The 16,017-nt window shown below is 60.9% G+C and carries 14 protein-coding genes; 8 read left to right on the top strand and 6 right to left on the bottom strand.

The window, feature by feature from the left end; genetic code table 11:
- Window positions 1-251: 251 nt before the first annotated feature.
- Entirely contained in the window at window positions 252-1,955 is a 1,704-nt protein-coding gene (gene leuA / locus AKL25_RS00775; RefSeq protein ID WP_050475746.1) for a 2-isopropylmalate synthase, read from the top strand.
- A gap of 98 nt (window positions 1,956-2,053) precedes the next feature.
- On the opposite strand, the gene egtB is transcribed toward leuA, so the two are convergent.
- Both egtB and egtD read right to left on the bottom strand, forming a co-directional pair.
- Window positions 2,054-3,268, bottom strand: coding sequence for an ergothioneine biosynthesis protein EgtB (gene egtB, locus AKL25_RS00770; protein ID WP_083444519.1), 1,215 nt, complete (start codon window positions 3,266-3,268; stop codon window positions 2,054-2,056).
- A 39-nt stretch (window positions 3,269-3,307) separates the two neighbouring features.
- A complete protein-coding gene (gene egtD, locus AKL25_RS00765; RefSeq protein ID WP_050475745.1) occupies window positions 3,308-4,264 on the bottom strand; it encodes an L-histidine N(alpha)-methyltransferase in 957 nt (318 codons plus the stop codon).
- A gap of 324 nt (window positions 4,265-4,588) precedes the next feature.
- Between egtD and AKL25_RS00760 the strand changes: the two genes are divergently transcribed.
- The 3 genes from AKL25_RS00760 to AKL25_RS00750 all read left to right on the top strand — a co-directional run bounded on the left by AKL25_RS00760 (window position 4,589) and on the right by AKL25_RS00750 (window position 9,317).
- Window positions 4,589-6,394, top strand: coding sequence for an ABC transporter transmembrane domain-containing protein (locus AKL25_RS00760; RefSeq protein WP_157050409.1), 1,806 nt, complete (start codon window positions 4,589-4,591; stop codon window positions 6,392-6,394).
- A 139-nt stretch (window positions 6,395-6,533) separates the two neighbouring features.
- Window positions 6,534-7,649 carry an NADH:flavin oxidoreductase/NADH oxidase gene (locus tag AKL25_RS00755; RefSeq protein ID WP_050475743.1) on the top strand — a complete coding sequence of 372 codons (1,116 nt, stop codon included), beginning with the start codon at window positions 6,534-6,536 and terminating at the stop codon, window positions 7,647-7,649.
- Window positions 7,650-7,883: 234 nt separating this feature from the next.
- Window positions 7,884-9,317, top strand: a complete 1,434-nt coding sequence (locus AKL25_RS00750; protein WP_050475742.1) for an NAD-dependent succinate-semialdehyde dehydrogenase — start codon at window positions 7,884-7,886, stop codon at window positions 9,315-9,317.
- Window positions 9,318-9,404: 87 nt separating this feature from the next.
- Here AKL25_RS00750 and AKL25_RS00745 read toward each other — a convergent pair whose 3' ends face one another.
- Window positions 9,405-9,986, bottom strand: coding sequence for a DNA-3-methyladenine glycosylase I (locus tag AKL25_RS00745; RefSeq protein WP_050475741.1), 582 nt, complete (start codon window positions 9,984-9,986; stop codon window positions 9,405-9,407).
- A gap of 29 nt (window positions 9,987-10,015) precedes the next feature.
- The gene (locus AKL25_RS00740) at window positions 10,016-11,011 is read right to left on the bottom strand and encodes a serine/threonine protein kinase (RefSeq protein ID WP_050475740.1); all 996 of its coding nucleotides are present in this window, start codon (window positions 11,009-11,011) and stop codon (window positions 10,016-10,018) included.
- A gap of 98 nt (window positions 11,012-11,109) precedes the next feature.
- Here AKL25_RS00740 and AKL25_RS00735 point away from each other — a divergent pair, with 98 nt between their 5' ends.
- Window positions 11,110-11,802 carry a UPF0149 family protein gene (locus AKL25_RS00735; RefSeq protein ID WP_050475739.1) on the top strand — a complete coding sequence of 231 codons (693 nt, stop codon included), beginning with the start codon at window positions 11,110-11,112 and terminating at the stop codon, window positions 11,800-11,802.
- A gap of 18 nt (window positions 11,803-11,820) precedes the next feature.
- On the opposite strand, the gene AKL25_RS00730 is transcribed toward AKL25_RS00735, so the two are convergent.
- Both AKL25_RS00730 and orn read right to left on the bottom strand, forming a co-directional pair.
- Window positions 11,821-12,582: a sulfite exporter TauE/SafE family protein gene (locus AKL25_RS00730; RefSeq protein WP_050475738.1), complete on the bottom strand. Its 762-nt coding sequence runs from the start codon at window positions 12,580-12,582 to the stop codon at window positions 11,821-11,823.
- Between the two features lie 48 nt (window positions 12,583-12,630).
- The gene (orn, locus tag AKL25_RS00725; protein ID WP_050475737.1) at window positions 12,631-13,236 is read right to left on the bottom strand and encodes an oligoribonuclease; all 606 of its coding nucleotides are present in this window, start codon (window positions 13,234-13,236) and stop codon (window positions 12,631-12,633) included.
- A gap of 160 nt (window positions 13,237-13,396) precedes the next feature.
- On the opposite strand from orn, the gene AKL25_RS00720 reads away from it, so the two are divergent.
- From AKL25_RS00720 to rsgA, 3 genes are read left to right on the top strand one after another with little or no spacing between them, the layout of a single operon-like run.
- Entirely contained in the window at window positions 13,397-14,671 is a 1,275-nt protein-coding gene (locus tag AKL25_RS00720) for a M48 family metallopeptidase (protein ID WP_050475736.1), read from the top strand.
- An 18-nt stretch (window positions 14,672-14,689) separates the two neighbouring features.
- On the top strand, window positions 14,690-15,043 hold the full coding sequence (locus AKL25_RS00715) for a 4a-hydroxytetrahydrobiopterin dehydratase (protein WP_050475735.1): 354 nt from the start codon (window positions 14,690-14,692) through the stop codon (window positions 15,041-15,043).
- Window positions 15,044-15,045: 2 nt separating this feature from the next.
- Entirely contained in the window at window positions 15,046-15,957 is a 912-nt protein-coding gene (rsgA, locus tag AKL25_RS00710; protein ID WP_050475734.1) for a ribosome small subunit-dependent GTPase A, read from the top strand.
- Window positions 15,958-16,017 lie beyond the last annotated feature (60 nt).

The raw sequence follows: 16,017 nt of genomic DNA, 5'->3' as shown, positions 1-16,017 counted from the left end.
CGCGGCACAATTAAAAAGTTGTAAATTTTTACTGAAAAGCCAGTTATGCCGCTCTTGCATACCAAGTCCATTGCTGCAACTCCGACTTTCGGCGAATTCGCCGCGAAGATCGCTGCACGTGCATCGGCGCCGCTACTGCTATTGCTACCGATCGGTTGCCTGGCCTCGCGTTAGTGGCAGTCAGGCGGCCCTTCAGCCACATCGGATAATTTCCCAGTTTCACTGCAGTGACAAATTAAAGAGGTTTTACCATGATGTTAAGCAACCCGGCAGCAAAATACCGCGCATTCCCGACGATCGCCTTGTCTGATCGCACCTGGCCCAATCAGTTCATTTCCAAGCCCCCGATCTGGATGAGCACCGACCTGCGCGACGGCAACCAGGCGCTGATCGAACCGATGAGCCCGGAACGCAAGCTGCGCTTCTTTGAAATGCTGCTGCAAATCGGCCTGAAGGAAATCGAAGTCGGCTTCCCCTCCGCATCGCAAACCGACTTCGACTTCGTGCGCAAGCTGATCGAAGAGAACCGCATCCCCGACGACGTCACCATCATCGTGCTGACCCAGTCGCGCGAAGAGCTGATCCGCCGCACCATCGACTCGCTGGCAGGCGCCAAGCAAGCCATCGTGCACTTGTACAACTCAGTCGCGCCGGCTTTCCGCAAGATCGTCTTCAACATGTCGCGCGATGAAATCAAGAACATCGCCGTCACCGGCACCCAGCTCGTCAAGGAACTGACCGACGCCCGTCCGGAAACCCAATGGCGCTATGAATATTCGCCGGAATCCTTCAGCACCACCGAACTCGACTTCTCCAAGGAAATCTGCGACGCCGTCTGCGAAACCTGGGGCGCGACACCGGAACGCAAGGTCATCCTGAATCTGCCGTCGACCGTCGAATGCAGCACGCCGAACGTCTACGCCGACCAGATCGAATGGATGTGCCGCAACCTCAAGCACCGCGCTTCCGCCATCATCTCGGTGCACCCGCATAACGATCGCGGCACCGCCGTCGCTTCCGCCGAACTGGCGGTCATGGCCGGCGCCGACCGCGTCGAAGGCTGCCTGTTCGGCAACGGCGAACGCACCGGCAACGTCGACCTGGTCACGCTCGCGCTGAACCTGTACACACAAGGCGTGAACCCGGGACTGGATTTCTCCGACATCGACACCGTGCGTCAATGCGTCGAAGAGTGCAACCAGATCCCGGTCCACCCGCGTCATCCTTACGTCGGCGACCTGGTCTTCACCGCCTTCTCCGGCTCGCACCAGGATGCCATCAAGAAGGGTTTCGCCAAGCAGCAAGCCGACGCCATCTGGGAAGTGCCTTACCTGCCGATCGACCCGGCCGACCTGGGCCGCAGCTACGACGCCGTGATCCGCGTCAACAGCCAGTCCGGCAAGGGCGGCATGGCTTACCTGCTGGAACAGGAATACGGCCTGTCGATGCCGCGCCGCCTGCAGATCGAATTCAGCCGCGCCATCCAACGCGAAGCCGATGCCACCGGCAAGGAAATCGTCGCCGGCGACATCTACACCATCTTCAAGAACGAATACCTGGACCGCACCACACCCTACGTCTATCGCGCGCATCGCATGTCGGAAGACTCCTCGCACCAGGAATCGATCAAGATTGAAATCGACATCGAACGCAACGGTGAAAAAGCCACGCTGCGCGGCACCGGCAACGGCCCGATCGACGCCTTCGTCAATGCACTGGGCCTGGACATCAAGCTGATGGACTTCCACGAGCACGCCATCGGCGCCGGCGCCAACGCGCAAGCCGCCAGCTACATCGAGCTGCGCCTGAACGAAGCGCCGACCGGTTTCGGCGTGGGTATCGACGCCAACATCGTCACCGCATCCTTCAAAGCCGTCCTCAGCGCCATCAATCGCCAGATCGCGATCGACCAGAGCGCCAATCAGCCTTCCTCGCCAAAAGCGAAAGCAGCCTGAGCACCTTCGGTAGCTTGACGAATCCAGGTCAAGCACAATGAAAAAAGCCGCCGGTTTATCCAACCGGCGGCTTTTTTATTTTGTGCTGCAGATAGTTTTTACAGCGATCGCGCCAAACGTATCCCGCTGTATTGCCAGCACGCGGTGGCCGGGAAGAAATTGCGGTAGCTCGTACGCGAATGCCCGAGCGGCGTTGCACCGGATGAGCCGCGCAAGACATATTGATTGACCATGAACTTGCCGTTGTACTCGCCCACGGCGCCGTCGGGAATCGCATAGCCCGGATACGGCGCATAGCTGCTCGAGGTCCATTGCCACGCCGTGCCGAAAAATTGGCGCCCTTCGTTGCCCAGCGCGCCGGCTGCATATTCCCACTCCGCTTCGGTCGGCAGACGCGCGCCGGCCCAGCGCGCATAGGCGTCAGCCTCGTAGTAGGACAAGTGCAGCACCGCTGCATGCGGATCCAGCGGCAGCATGCCGTGCAAGGTGAACTCCTGCCATGCGCCGTCTTCCTGACGATGCCAGTAGAGCGGATGCCGGATGCCATTACTGCTGCGCCAATCCCAGCCAGCCGACAGCCAATAGGCAGGATCGTCGTAACCGCCCTGCTCGACGAACATCAGGTATTCGATATTGCTGATCAGGCGCGAACCGATCGCGAATGCTTCGACGAACTGGCGATGCGACGGCAGCTCGTTGTCGAAACAAAATCCGCCGCTGCCATAACCGATTTCCACCACGCCGGCATCGAAGGCATTCCACTCCAGCTCGGTCTGCACCGGCATGGCCTGCAAGGCGCGCGGCAGGTACGCCGGCTTGAGCGGGTTGAGCGACAACAGATGTTTGACATCGGTCAGCATCAGCTCCTGATGCTGCTGCTCATGCTGCATGCCCAGCTCCAGCAGGCGCAGGCAATCGGCATCGCAGACATCCGACAGCAGCAGCGCCTGCATGCGCAAGTCGATGTTGGAACGATAGGCGCGGATCTCTGCCAGCGACGGGCGCGTGAGCAGGCCGCGCTGCGGACGCGGATGCTTGTCGCCGACGCCTTCGTAATACGAATTGAACAGCACCCTGAAGGCCGGATGAAACGGCGCAAAGTCAGGCTCGTACGTTTCGAGAATGAAGGTTTCGAAGAACCAGCTGGTGTGCGCCAGATGCCATTTGACGGGACTGGCGTCGGGCATCGACTGCGCGCCGCAATCTTCGTCGGACAAGGGCGTCGCGAGGATCATCGAGTATTCGCGCGTACGCAAGAAGTCGTCGACGATGGCGGCGTTCGTTGCAGCCAGGATGGCCGTTTCCTTATGCATGCTGCTTATCTCCCTTTGCACATGTGACCTACCGGGCGCTTACACCGGCCGCGCGTAACACAACATGAACCACTTCTGCGGATCGAACCACATCTTGGCCTGGCCAAAACCGGCTTGCCGCAGCAAATCGCTGAAGCCGTCCGGCGTGAATTTGTAGCTGTTCTCGGTATGGATGCGTTCGCCCTGGCGGAAACTCCGCTCGCCGCCGCACCATGTGACGGTGACGTCGCGGCGCGCTTCCAGATGCATTTCGATGCGCGACAATTCCGGATTGAAGAAGCCGCGATGCTGCCAGTCGTCGACCGCGAAATCGCTGCCCAGCAGACGATTGACGTGCAGCAGCGCATTGCGGTTGAATGCAGCCGTCACGCCCAGTGCATCGTCGTAGGCGGCATCAAGAACCGCCTTTTCCTTGACCAGATCGATGCCGAGCAACACGCCGCCGGCTTCACCCAGTTGCAGGCCGTGGCGCATGCGGCGCAGGAACTGCAGCGCCTCTTCCGGCGCGAAGTTGCCGAGCGATGATCCGGGATAAAAGAAGAGACGGTTTTCGCGTCCGACCGTCGACGGCAATTGCAGCGAGGCAGAAAAGTCCATCGCGATTTCCTGCATCGGAATCGCCGGAAATTTCTGCCGCAAGCCGTTCACCGCCTCGCGCAGAAATTCCGTGGAGATATCGATGGGCACGTACTGACGCGGTTGCAGCGAGGGAAACAGACGCGCCGCCTTGGCGCAATTGCCGGCGCCCAGATCGATCATGGTCACGCCTTTGCCGACAGTGGCGGCGATGTCTTCGGCGTGCTGCTCGAAGATCTGCGCTTCGGTGCGGGTCGGGTAGTATTCCGGCAGCGCGCAAATCGCTTCGAACAAGGTCGAACCGAGCGCGTCGTAAAAATATTTGGGAGAAATGCTGGCGGCTTCCGCTGTCAGTCCGTCGTGCAATTCACTACGTATCGGGCAGTTCTCCGCCCAATCGTCCTGCATGTCCTGCAACATTCGTTGAGCCAATTTGCTCTCCTTGTTGTAACCGCATGATGTAACGGCACAATGTAACCGCGCAATGTAACAACTGCATGAACGTGATCGGCACGGTATCCGGGCATGCAATACACTAGACCGCGTTTAGAAAGTACTAGCAACCGAATATTGAGCGCACTTGGCGCATTTCAAGAGGTCAATCTGTTATCAGATTGAATAGATGATGAATGCATATACTTATACATTCTATCGACTTGCAATCGCCAATGTGGTTCACAGCACCATAAAAATTCTGACATTCAGCCTATAAGTTGCCTTACCAACATCACAAATCTTGCCAACATGTCATCTAGCATCAAACCTGAACCAGCCAAAGGCAGCATCAAAACCCTGATCGGCCTGCTCCCCTTCCTGCAACCTTACAAGCGTCAATTCCTGCTGGCCGGTCTGGCGCTGATCGTCGCTGCGGCGGCCACGCTGGCGATTCCGTATGCGTTCCGGCAAATGATCGACCTCGGCTTCGGCAAGAGCGGCATCGGTGGCGCCGACGCCGCTGCAAGCACGCTGCATATCGATCTGTATTTCCTTGCCCTGTTCGGTGTGGCCTGCATCCTCGGCGTGGCGACGGCAGCCCGGTTCTACATGGTGTCGTGGCTGGGCGAACGCGTGACGGCGGATCTGCGCAGCGCCGTCTATGCCCACGTGGTCACGCAAAGCCCGCAATTTTTTGAAACCACCAAGACCGGTGAAGTGCTGTCGCGCCTGACCACCGACACCACGCTGATCCAGACCTTGGTCGGCACCAGCATCTCGATGGCGCTGCGCAATGGATTGCTGTTCGCGGGCGGCATGGTCATGCTGTTCATCACCAGCGTCAAGCTGTCGTCCATCATCATCGTGATGCTGGCGGCCGTGGTGCTGCCTATCGTGTTTTACGGCCGCCGCGTGCGCAAGCTCTCGCGCGAATCGCAGGACCGCGTCGCCGATGCCTCTGCGCTGGCCGGCGAGATTCTCAACGCCATGCCGACGGTGCAGGCGTTCACGCATGAAGAGATCGAAGCCAAACGTTTCGGCACCTCGGTAGAGCGCGCTTTTCACACCGCCATGCAGCGTATCCGTGCGCGCTCGGTGCTGACGATGATGGCGATCCTGCTGGTGTTCGGCGCGATCGTCTTCGTGCTGTGGCTGGGCGCGCATGCCGTGGTCCAGGGCAGTATGAGCGGCGGCCAGCTCGGCCAGTTCATTCTTTATGCCTCGCTGGTGGCCGGTTCCATCGGCGCCTTGTCGGAAGTGCTGGGCGACACGCAACGCGCCGCCGGCGCCACCGAACGCCTGCTCGATCTGCTGACGGCCAAGTCGCCGGTGCAATCGGTGTTGCTGCCCGAAACCTTGCCGCCGCGCACCGCCAACGGCGCCGCGCTGCAACTGGAAGATGTGCTGTTCCACTATCCGTCGCGGCCAGACAGCAGCGCGCTGATGCATCTGTCGGTAGACATCAAACCGGGTGAGACCATCGCCATTGTCGGTCCGTCCGGAGCCGGCAAGACCACGCTGTTCCAGTTGCTGCTGCGTTTCTACGACCCGCAGCAAGGCGCGATCAAACTGGATGGCGTCGACATCAAATTCCTGTCCCTGCAAACCCTGCGCGGCGCCATCGGCATCGTGCCGCAGGACACCATCATCTTTTCCGAGAATGCATTGGAGAACATCCGCTTCGGCCGCGCCGACGCCAGCGATGAGGAAGTGATTGCCGCGGCGAAGATGGCGGCAGCGCACGAGTTCATCGAGCGCCTGCCGCAAGGCTATCAATCCTTCCTCGGCGAACGCGGCGTACGTCTGTCCGGCGGCCAACGCCAGCGCATCGCGATTGCGCGCGCGCTGTTGAAGAATCCGCCGCTGCTGTTGCTCGACGAAGCCACCAGCGCCCTCGACGCCGAATCCGAACGCCTGGTGCAGTCCGCACTGGAAGCCGCCATGATCGGCCGCACCACGCTGGTCATTGCGCACCGCCTGGCGACCGTCCAGCGCGCCGACCGTATCATCGTGCTGGAGCATGGCCGCATCGTCGAGACCGGAACGCATGCTTCGCTGATTGCGCAAAACGGTCTGTATGCCAGCCTGGCTGCGCTGCAGTTCAACACCGATTGAGTGAAGCCGGATCAGGAATCCGGCGGTCTCAAACGCGATTCCAGAAAATAAAATAGACTTCCGGTTTCACCGAACAACCGCTTTCCCACGTGCAAGCGCGCCTTGTCTCATGCGCGCCGCAGACAAACAGGAGCTTCCGATGAGCAGCAAATTATTCTCCCCGCTGAAGTTGCGCGAACTGACCCTGCCGAACCGCATTGCCGTTTCGCCTATGTGCCAGTACTCGGCGCAGGACGGTTTCGTCAACGACTGGCATCTGGTGCATCTGGGCAGCCGCGCCGTCGGCGGCGCCGGTCTGGTGATCGTGGAAGCTGCCGGCATTCTGGCCGAAGGCCGCATCACGCCGGAAGACGTCGGCATCTGGAAAGACGAGCACATCGAGCCGCTGCGCCGCATTACCCGCTTCGTGGAAGCGCAAGGCTCCTTCGCCGGCATCCAGCTGGCGCACGCCGGCCGCAAAGCCAGCGCCTGGCGTCCCTGGGCCGGCAAGGCCGGCACCGTGCCTGCCGCAGAAGGCGGCTGGGACACCGTCGGCCCGTCGGCCATTCCTTTCGACGCCACCTTCAAGGCGCCGGTGGAATTGAGCGTGGAAGCCATCGCACAACGCGTGCAAGCCTTTGCCGACGCGGCGCAACGCGCCTTCAAGGCCGGCTTCAAGGTCGTCGAGGTGCACGCCGCACACGGCTACCTGCTGCATGAATTCCTCTCGCCGCTAAGCAATCAGCGCACCGACCAATACGGCGGCTCGCTGGAAAACCGCGCGCGCTTCCTGCTGGAAGCCGTCACCGCCGTACGCAAGGTCTGGCCGGCGGAACTGCCGCTGTTCGTGCGCCTGTCGGCGACCGACTGGACCGAGGGCGGCTGGGATGCCGACGAGACGGTTGCCGTCTCGCGCATGCTGCGCGATCTCGGCGTCGATCTGGTGGATGTCTCCAGCGGCGGCAACATTGCCACGGCGACAATCCCGACCGGCCCCGGCTATCAGACCGCCTTTGCCGCACGGGTAAAGAGCGAAGCCGGGATCGCCACCGGCACGGTCGGCATGATCACCGACGCGATCCAGGCCGAGCACGTGTTGCGCACCGGGCAAGCCGACCTCGTGCTGCTGGCGCGCGAACTGCTGCGCGATCCTTACTGGCCGCTGCGCGCCGCCGATGCGCTCAAGGAAAATGTCGCATGGCCGCCGCAATACGTGCGCGCCGCGTCGAGCAAGACGCCATTGCGCGACAGCGTCGACTACAGCGACCTCGACTGATCCGGCGTCTGCGATTGCTCAGGACGACATGGCGAAGCCATGTCGTCCCGGATTGCCTTGAATCGCGCCGATGGCACCGGGATTTTTTCCGGGGCCATGACGCAAATTGCCAGCCGTGGTATAACTAGCTCACGGCATACGCCAGTCGCTTCCGCAAGCCCTTCCGCCGGATGTGATTTCAAAAATTCTGCTTCGCATCCTTTCATCCATCTGATTCGCAAAGAGATACTCATCATGTACAAAGACGTTCAACTCTTCATCAACGGTCGCTGGACTGCCAGTGTCTCCGACCGCACCATTCCGGTCGTCAATCCTGCCACCGAAGAAGTCATCGGCCACATCGCCCACGCCAACAAGCAAGACCTCGACGCCGCGCTGGCGTCCGCGCAAAAGGGTTTCGACACCTGGCGCAATATTTCCGCGTTCGAGCGCTCCAAGATCATGCGCAAGGCCGCCAACATCCTGCGCGAACGCGCCGATGAAGTGGCGCAACTGATGACGCTGGAACAAGGCAAACCGCTGGCAGAAGCCAAGGCCGAAACCCTGGGCGCCGCCGACACCATCGACTGGTTCGCCGAGGAAGCGCGCCGCACCTACGGCCGTCTGGTGCCGGCCCGCGTGCCGAATGCGTATCAGATGGTGATCAAGGAACCGGTCGGCCCCGTCGCCGCATTCACGCCATGGAATTTCCCGCTCAACCAGGTCGTGCGCAAGCTGTCCGCGGCGCTGGCTGCCGGCTGCTCCATCATCGTCAAGGCGCCGGAAGAAACACCGGCCTCGCCTGCCGAACTGATCCGTGCGTTTGCCGATGCCGGCATTCCTGAAGGCGTGGTCAACCTGGTCTACGGCGTGCCGTCGGAAATCTCCGAATACCTGATCCCGCATCCGATCATCAAGAAGATCTCCTTCACCGGCTCGACCCCGGTCGGCAAGCAACTGGCCGCACTGGCCGGCACCCACATGAAACGCGCCACGATGGAACTGGGCGGTCACGCACCGGCCATCGTGTTCGACGACGCCGATATCGATGCCGCCGCCAAGCAACTGGCGATGGCCAAGTTCCGCAACGCCGGCCAGGTCTGCGTCTCGCCGACACGCTTCCTGGTGCAAAAGAAAGTGTTCGACGCCTTCGTCGACAAGTTCATCACCGCGGCCAGCCAGCTCAAGGTCGGCGACGGCATGGCTGCCGGCACCACCATGGGCCCGGTCGCCAACAAGCGCCGCATCCCGGCGCTGGAGGCACTGATCAGCGACGCGGTGGAACAAGGCGCGCAACTGCGTTTCGGCGGCAAGCGCGTGGGCGACAAGGGTTACTTCTTCGAGCCGACCGTGCTGACCAACGTGCCGTTGTCGGCGCGCGCCATGAACGAAGAACCGTTCGGCCCGCTGGCATTGATCAATTCCTTTGAGACCCTGGATGAAGTGATCGCCGAAGCCAACCGCCTGCCGTTCGGCCTGGCTGCCTATGCTTACGCCAAGTCGGCGCAGACCAAGCACGCCCTGTCGAGCCGCGTCGAAAGCGGCATGATCACCATCAACCACCTGGGCCTGGCCTTGCCGGAAGTCCCGTTCGGCGGCATCAAGGACAGCGGCTACGGTTCCGAGGGCGGCACCGAGGCGATCGAAGCTTACGTCAACACCAAGTTCGTTTCGCAGCTGGACGTGTAAGCACTTAGCACGGCGACAAAAAAGCCCGCGCTCTGCATTGAGCGCGGGCTTTTTTCATTGCGTGCCGATACGGCGGTATTAGCAGTGTTACTTGGGCAGCTTGTGTTTGCGGCCGTGGCAATGGCAACCGACGACGTGGTCATCAATGACGCCGATGCCTTGCAGGTAGGCGTAAACAATGGTCGAGCCGACGAACTTGAAGCCGCGCTTGAGGAGGTCTTTCGACACCTGGTCCGACAGCGCCGTCTTGGCCGGCGCGTCGCTCAGATTCTTCCACTTGTTGCGGATCGGTTTGCCGTCGACATACGCCCACAGGAAGGGATCCAGGCCGCCGACTTCATCGCGCAGGCGCAGATAGCTTTGCGCATTGGTGATGGTCGCCGCTACCTTCAGGCGATTGCGGACGATGCCCGGATCGGCCAGCAGCTTGGCGACCTTGGCGTCGGTGTAGCGCGCGATTTTTTCCGGATTCCACTGATCGAAGGCGGCGCGATAGGTTTCGCGCTTGTTGAGCACGGTCTCCCAGCTCAGGCCGGCTTGTGCGCCTTCCAGGTTGAGCATTTCAAACAGGCGCGTCTCGTCGTGGCAAGGCACACCCCATTCTTCATCGTGGTAAGTCACGTAGCGCGGATTGTCGAGATTGACCCAGGCGCAGCGTTGTACGCTCATTGCTTCCTCACTTGCTCATTCGTCAAAAATTATAAAGGCCATAAAGGCGGTTCATCCATCAGCGCGATCTGCTCGCGCAATTCCAGAATCCTGTCCTGCCAGTAGCGTTGCGTATTGAACCACGGGAAAGCCTGCGGAAACGCCGGGTCTTCCCAGCGCCGCGCCAGCCATGCGGAATAGTGAATCAGGCGCAAGGTGCGCAAGGCTTCGATCAGGTACAACTCGCGTTGATCAAATTCGCAGAAGCTTTCATAACCGGCCAGCAGATCGGACAGCTGGCGCACCATCTCGCCGCGCTCGCCCGACAGCAGCATCCACAGATCCTGGATCGCCGGCCCGCTGCGGCTGTCGTCGAAGTCGACGAAATGCGGTCCGGCGTCGGTCCACAACACATTGCCGACATGGCAGTCGCCATGCAGGCGCAACTGCCTGATGTCGCCGGCGCGGTCGAAGCAGCGGCGCACGCCGTCCAGCGCATGATCGACCGTGGTCTTGTAGGACGTCAGCACATCCATCGGAATGAAATCGTTGGCCAGCAGATAGTCGCGCGGCTCTTCGCCAAAGGTGGCGATGTTCAGCGCCGGACGATGTTCGAAGGGACGTTGCATGCCGACCGCATGGATGCGGCCGATGAAGCGGCCCAGCCATTCCAGCGTGTCGGGGTTGTCGAGTTCGGGTGCGCGGCCGCCGTGACGGGTAAAGGCGGCGAAACGAAAGCCCTGGAATTCCTGCAGGCTGCGGCCGTTGGCCAGTTGCATGGCGGGAACGACCGGGATTTCCTGCTCGACCAGTTCATTGACGAAGGCATGTTCTTCGAGAATCGCTGCATCGCTCCAGCGTTGCGGGCGATAGAACTTCGCCACCAGCGGCGGCCCCTCTTCCATGCCGACCTGGTAGACGCGATTTTCGTAACTGTTGAGCGCCAGCAGGCGACCGTCGCCATACAGGCCGACGCTGTCGAGTGCATCGAGCACGGTGTCCGGCGACAGCCCGGCGAAGTTGAATACGGTGGTGGAATCGGTCATGGCCGTATTGTACGTGCCCGGCGCTGGCTGCGGTAATCCTCGCCTCCGCCGCCGATTGCAATTAAACTGCGGTTTTATTCGCAACACGGACGCACACCATGCAACTTGACCAGCCCCTCTCCGACGAAGAGTTCGACGAACTCGACGATTTCCTGTTATCCGACCGTTGCGCCGACGACGCCATGACCATGGACACGCTGCACGGCTTCCTCACCGCGCTGGTGATCGGGCCGCAGGAAGTCCTCATGGCTGAATGGCTGCCGCGCGTCTGGGGCAGCCAGCCGGAAGACACGCCCAAGTTCAAGAATCCCAAGGAAGCCGAACGCATCACCGGCCTGATCGCGCGTTCGATGAACGAGATCGCCATCACGCTGGAAGTGGCGCCCAAGGAATACGAACCGCTGTTCTGCGAGCGCGAGCATGAAGGCAAGAGCCTGCTCGACGGCGAAGCCTGGGCCGGCGGCTTCTGGGAAGGCATCCAGCTGCGCGCCAAGGAATGGGATCCGATTTTCCACTCCAACCTGGCCGAGCTGATGCGCCCGATTTACCTGCTGGGTTCAGACGAACTGGAAGAAGAAGAAATCCCGCTGATCGAAGATCCGGTCAAGACGCACAAGCTGGCGGTGGAAGTGGAATCGGCGATTCCGCACATCTATAAATACTGGCTGCCGCATCGCAAGTCCGCAGTGGAAACCGTGCGCCGCGACGGCCCCAAGGCCGGCCGCAATGACGACTGCCCATGCGGCAGCGGCAAGAAGTACAAGAAGTGCTGCGGCGCCGACAAGGCGTAAGCGCACATCCGGCCGGGCTTAGAACAGATAAGTCCCGGCTGCATCCCACAGCAATTTGCAGCCCGCGACAAACAGTGCGGCGACCGTAATCTGATAGAACAGCGCCTGGTTCACCTTCATCAGCATCTTCAACCCCAGCCAGTAACCGACCGGCGCCAGCGGCAGCAAGGCCAGCGAGGTGCTCAGGTTGCGCGCGTCGAACAGGCCGAGCGCGATGAAGGGCACGACCTTTACCGCATTGATCACCGAAAAGAAAATCACCGAGGTGCCGACGAACATCAACTTGTCGAGTTGCTGAGGCGCAAGATAGATCACGAACGGCGGTCCGCCGGCGTTGGCGATGAAACTGGTGAAGCCGGACATGGCGCCCCACAGCGAGCCTTTGGCAATGCTGGGCTGCGTCGGGACAGCGGCGCTGCCCAACCCCATGACGCGCTGCACGACGAAGCTGATGGACAAGACGCCGATCAGGCCGCGCAGCATGGCGTCGGAAGTAAAGCGGAAGGTCAACGCGCCGACCGTGATGCCGGCCAGGGCCGCCGGGATCAGGATGCGCAGATTGCGCAGATCTCCCTTGCCGCGAAAAGTGATCAATCCCATGATGTCCATGGCGATCAGCAAGGGCAGCATGATGGCCGCGCCGACTGCAGGCGAAGTCACCAGCGACAGGATGGGAATGGAAAGAATGCCGAGCGAGCCGCCGCCCATGCCGGACTTGGAAATGCCGACGATCAGCACTGCAGGGATCGCCGCTGCATAGAACAGCGGATCCTGGATCAAGGCAAGACCCTCGACCGCAACCCCGTCGTCGGCATGCTCATCGGGGGATTATTCCTTGATGAAATGCTCGCGGTAGTACTTCAGTTCTTCGATGGACTCGATGATGTCGGCCAGCGCGGTGTGCTTCTGATGTTTCTTGAAGCCGCTTGCCAGTTCCGGCTTCCAGCGGCGGCACAGCTCCTTGAGCGTGGAAACGTCGAGGTTGCGGTAGTGGAAGAAAGCTTCCAGCTTCGGCATGCCGCGCGCCATGAAGCGACGGTCCTGGCAAATCGAGTTGCCGCACATCGGCGACTTGCCGGCCGGCACGAAGGGCTTGAGGAAGGCGATCAGCGCCGCCGAGGCTTCTTCTTCGGTGACGGTCGAGGCCTTGACGCGCTCGATCAGGCCGGAGCGGCCGTGGGTGCCCTTGTTCCAGGCATCCATGCCGTCGAGGATTTCGTCGGGCTGATGGATCGCGAACACCGGGCCTTCGCCAATCACGTTGAGCTGGGCATCTGTTACCACCACGGCAACTTCGATGATGCGATCGTTGTCCGGATCGAGGCCGGTCATTTCCATGTCCACCCAGATCAGGTTGAACTCGTTCGGCCGGGCCGGGATCGTATCGCTGGGTGCGCCTGCGTTGGCAACGTTGGCATCGGTGGCTTGTGACATAATTGTTCTTTCTGCAGGTTCTGCTTGATTCGGCGCTTGATTTGCTGCCTGATTGCTTCTGTATTGCTGCTTGAGTCGGCCGCTCGTTCTGGCCGGTCAGCCATTTTCATCGAATTTTTTGAGCGGTTTTTGCTGACCGTCATTTTCGCACAGGGAAAGAATGTATTCACTCACGTTTTCGGTTTTGTTTGTTGGTTTTCTGCTGTTGACCCTGCTCGTCCGGTTCTGGCTCAGCTCGCGCCATATCCGCCACGTACTGGCTCACCGCAGCGCGGTGCCGGCCGAGTTCGCCGAAAAAATCCCGCTGGCGGCGCATCAGAAAGCAGCCGACTATACCGTCGCCCGCACCAAATTCGGCCTGCTGACGCTGGTCGTCAACTCGGCCGTGCTGGTCGGCTTTACCCTGCTGGGCGGCCTGCAATTGCTGTCTAGCCTGCTGCTGGGATGGTTCGGCGGTCCTGACATGCTGTATCAATTGGGACTGATCGTGGCGTTTGCGCTGATTTCCGGCCTGATCGATCTGCCTTTCGATTACTACCGCCAGTTCGTGCTGGAAGCGCGCTTCGGTTTCAACAAGATGACGCGCGGCCTGTTCTTCGCCGACACCGTCAAGAACTCGCTGATCGGCGCGGTCATCGGCCTGCCGCTGCTGTGGGTGATCCTGACGCTGATGGACAAGTCCGGCTCGCTATGGTGGTTCTATGCATGGCTGGTGTGGAGCGGTTTCCAGCTGCTGATGCTGGTGCTCTACCCGACCGTCATCGCGCCGCTGTTCAACAAGTTCACGCCGCTCGACGACGACAGCCTGCGCGCGCGCATCGAGGGGCTGATGCAGCGCGTCGGCTTTGCGTCCAAGGGCTTGTTCGTGATGGACGGCTCCAAACGCAGCGCACACGGCAACGCCTATTTTTCCGGCTTCGGCGCGGGCAAGCGCATCGTCTTCTTCGACACCCTGCTGGCGCGCCTGGCGCCGCATGAAATCGAAGCCGTGCTGGCGCACGAGCTGGGCCATTTCAAGCTCAAGCACATCGTCAAGCGCATTACCGTCATGTTTGCCATCTCGCTGGTGTTCCTCGCCTTGCTGGGTTACCTCAAGCAACAGGCGTGGTTCTATACCGGCCTCGGCGTCGATCCCATGCTGTTCGGCAGCAACGATGCGATGGCGCTGATTCTGTTCATGCTGGCCTTGCCGATTTTCACCTTCCTGCTGTCGCCGCTGTCGTCGCTGTCGTCGCGCAAGCATGAATTCGAGGCCGACGCTTTCGCCGCTCAGCACACCAATGCGCAAGATCTCGTGTCGGCGCTGGTCAAGCTGTATGAAGACAATGCCTCGACGCTGACGCCGGATCCACTGCATTCAGCGTTCTACGATTCGCACCCGCCGGCGTCGCTGCGCATCGGCAAACTGCACGCCAGGCTGAGCCCGGCGCACTAAGGCACAAAGGAAACCATCATGACACTGACCACACAATCGCTGCTCACGCAAAAGAGCCAACATCAGGTCGCCGCGCTGAGCGATGCCGACGTGCAGCAAGCGCTGCCGCTGGTGCCGGGCTGGGCGCTGGAACAAGGCAAGCTGGGCAAGACGTTTGCCTTCGAGGATTACCACGAGACCCTGGCGTTCGTGAACGCCATCGCCTATGTGATCCACGCCGAAGACCATCATCCTGAACTGGTTGTGACCTACAACCGCTGCGTGGTGAAGTTCGATACGCACAGCGTCAATGAAGGACGCGGCGGTCTGTCGATCAATGATTTCATCTGCGCCGCCAAGGTGGATGCCGTGTTCCACCAGACGTTTTCCTAAGCATGACCGTGACTGCACAAAAGAACGCTACGGAAATCGGAACCGTCATCGCCGCGCACGGCCGCCACTATCTGGCGCAAGTCGGCGAAGAGAAACTGCAATGCGTCACCCGCGGCAAGAAGAGCGACGTCGCGGTCGGCGACAAGGTCAACCTCAAACGCACTTCGCTCAACCAGGCCGTCATCGAATCCATCGCCGAGCGCAAGACCTTGCTGTATCGCTCGGACCAATACAAATCCAAACTGCTGGCCGCCAACGTCACGCAACTGTTCATCGTGGTGGCGACGGAACCCGGCTTCACCGACGACCTGATTTCGCGCGCGCTGGTGGCGGCGGAATCGGCCGGCGTCGACGCCCACATCATTCTCAACAAAACCGACATCGAAGCCGCCTTGCCGCGCACGCGCCAGCGCCTCGAGGTGTACCGCAAGCTCGGCTATCCGGTGCATGAAGTCTCCGCCCAGGCGCAACCCGACGCGACGTGCGCCACCTTCATGCCCTTGTTGCAAGGCCAGACCACGATTCTGATCGGCCAGTCCGGCATGGGCAAGTCATCCATCATCAACCTGATCGTGCCGGACGCCGACATCGCCGTGCGCGAAATCTCGGCCGCGCTCGACACCGGCAAGCACACCACCACGTTCACGCGCCTGTATGTCATGGCGGACGACACGGCGATCATCGACTCGCCGGGCTTTCAGGAATTCGGCCTGTATCAGTTGAGCGAGGGCATGCTGGAACGCGCCTTCCGCGAATTCGCGCCGCATCTCGGCAAATGCAGGTTCTACAATTGCCACCACCTGACCGAGCCCGGCTGCGCTGTGCTGGCGGCTGTCGAGACCGGCGAGATAGCGACGATGCGGCATCAGCTGTATGTGCAGTTGCTGCATGAGTCGTCGCAAAAACTATATTGATGCGTCCACGTTCGCCATGAAAAAGCCGCTCTGCAAGAGCGGCTTTTTTACGTTGGCGCA

The sequence above is a fragment of the Herbaspirillum rhizosphaerae genome, from assembly GCF_001189965.1.
GTDB classification, from domain to species: Bacteria; Pseudomonadota; Gammaproteobacteria; order Burkholderiales; family Burkholderiaceae_D; genus Herbaspirillum; species Herbaspirillum rhizosphaerae.
The sequence above is the reverse complement of the archived record's forward strand: the minus strand, read 5'-3'. Positions and strand labels throughout refer to the sequence as shown.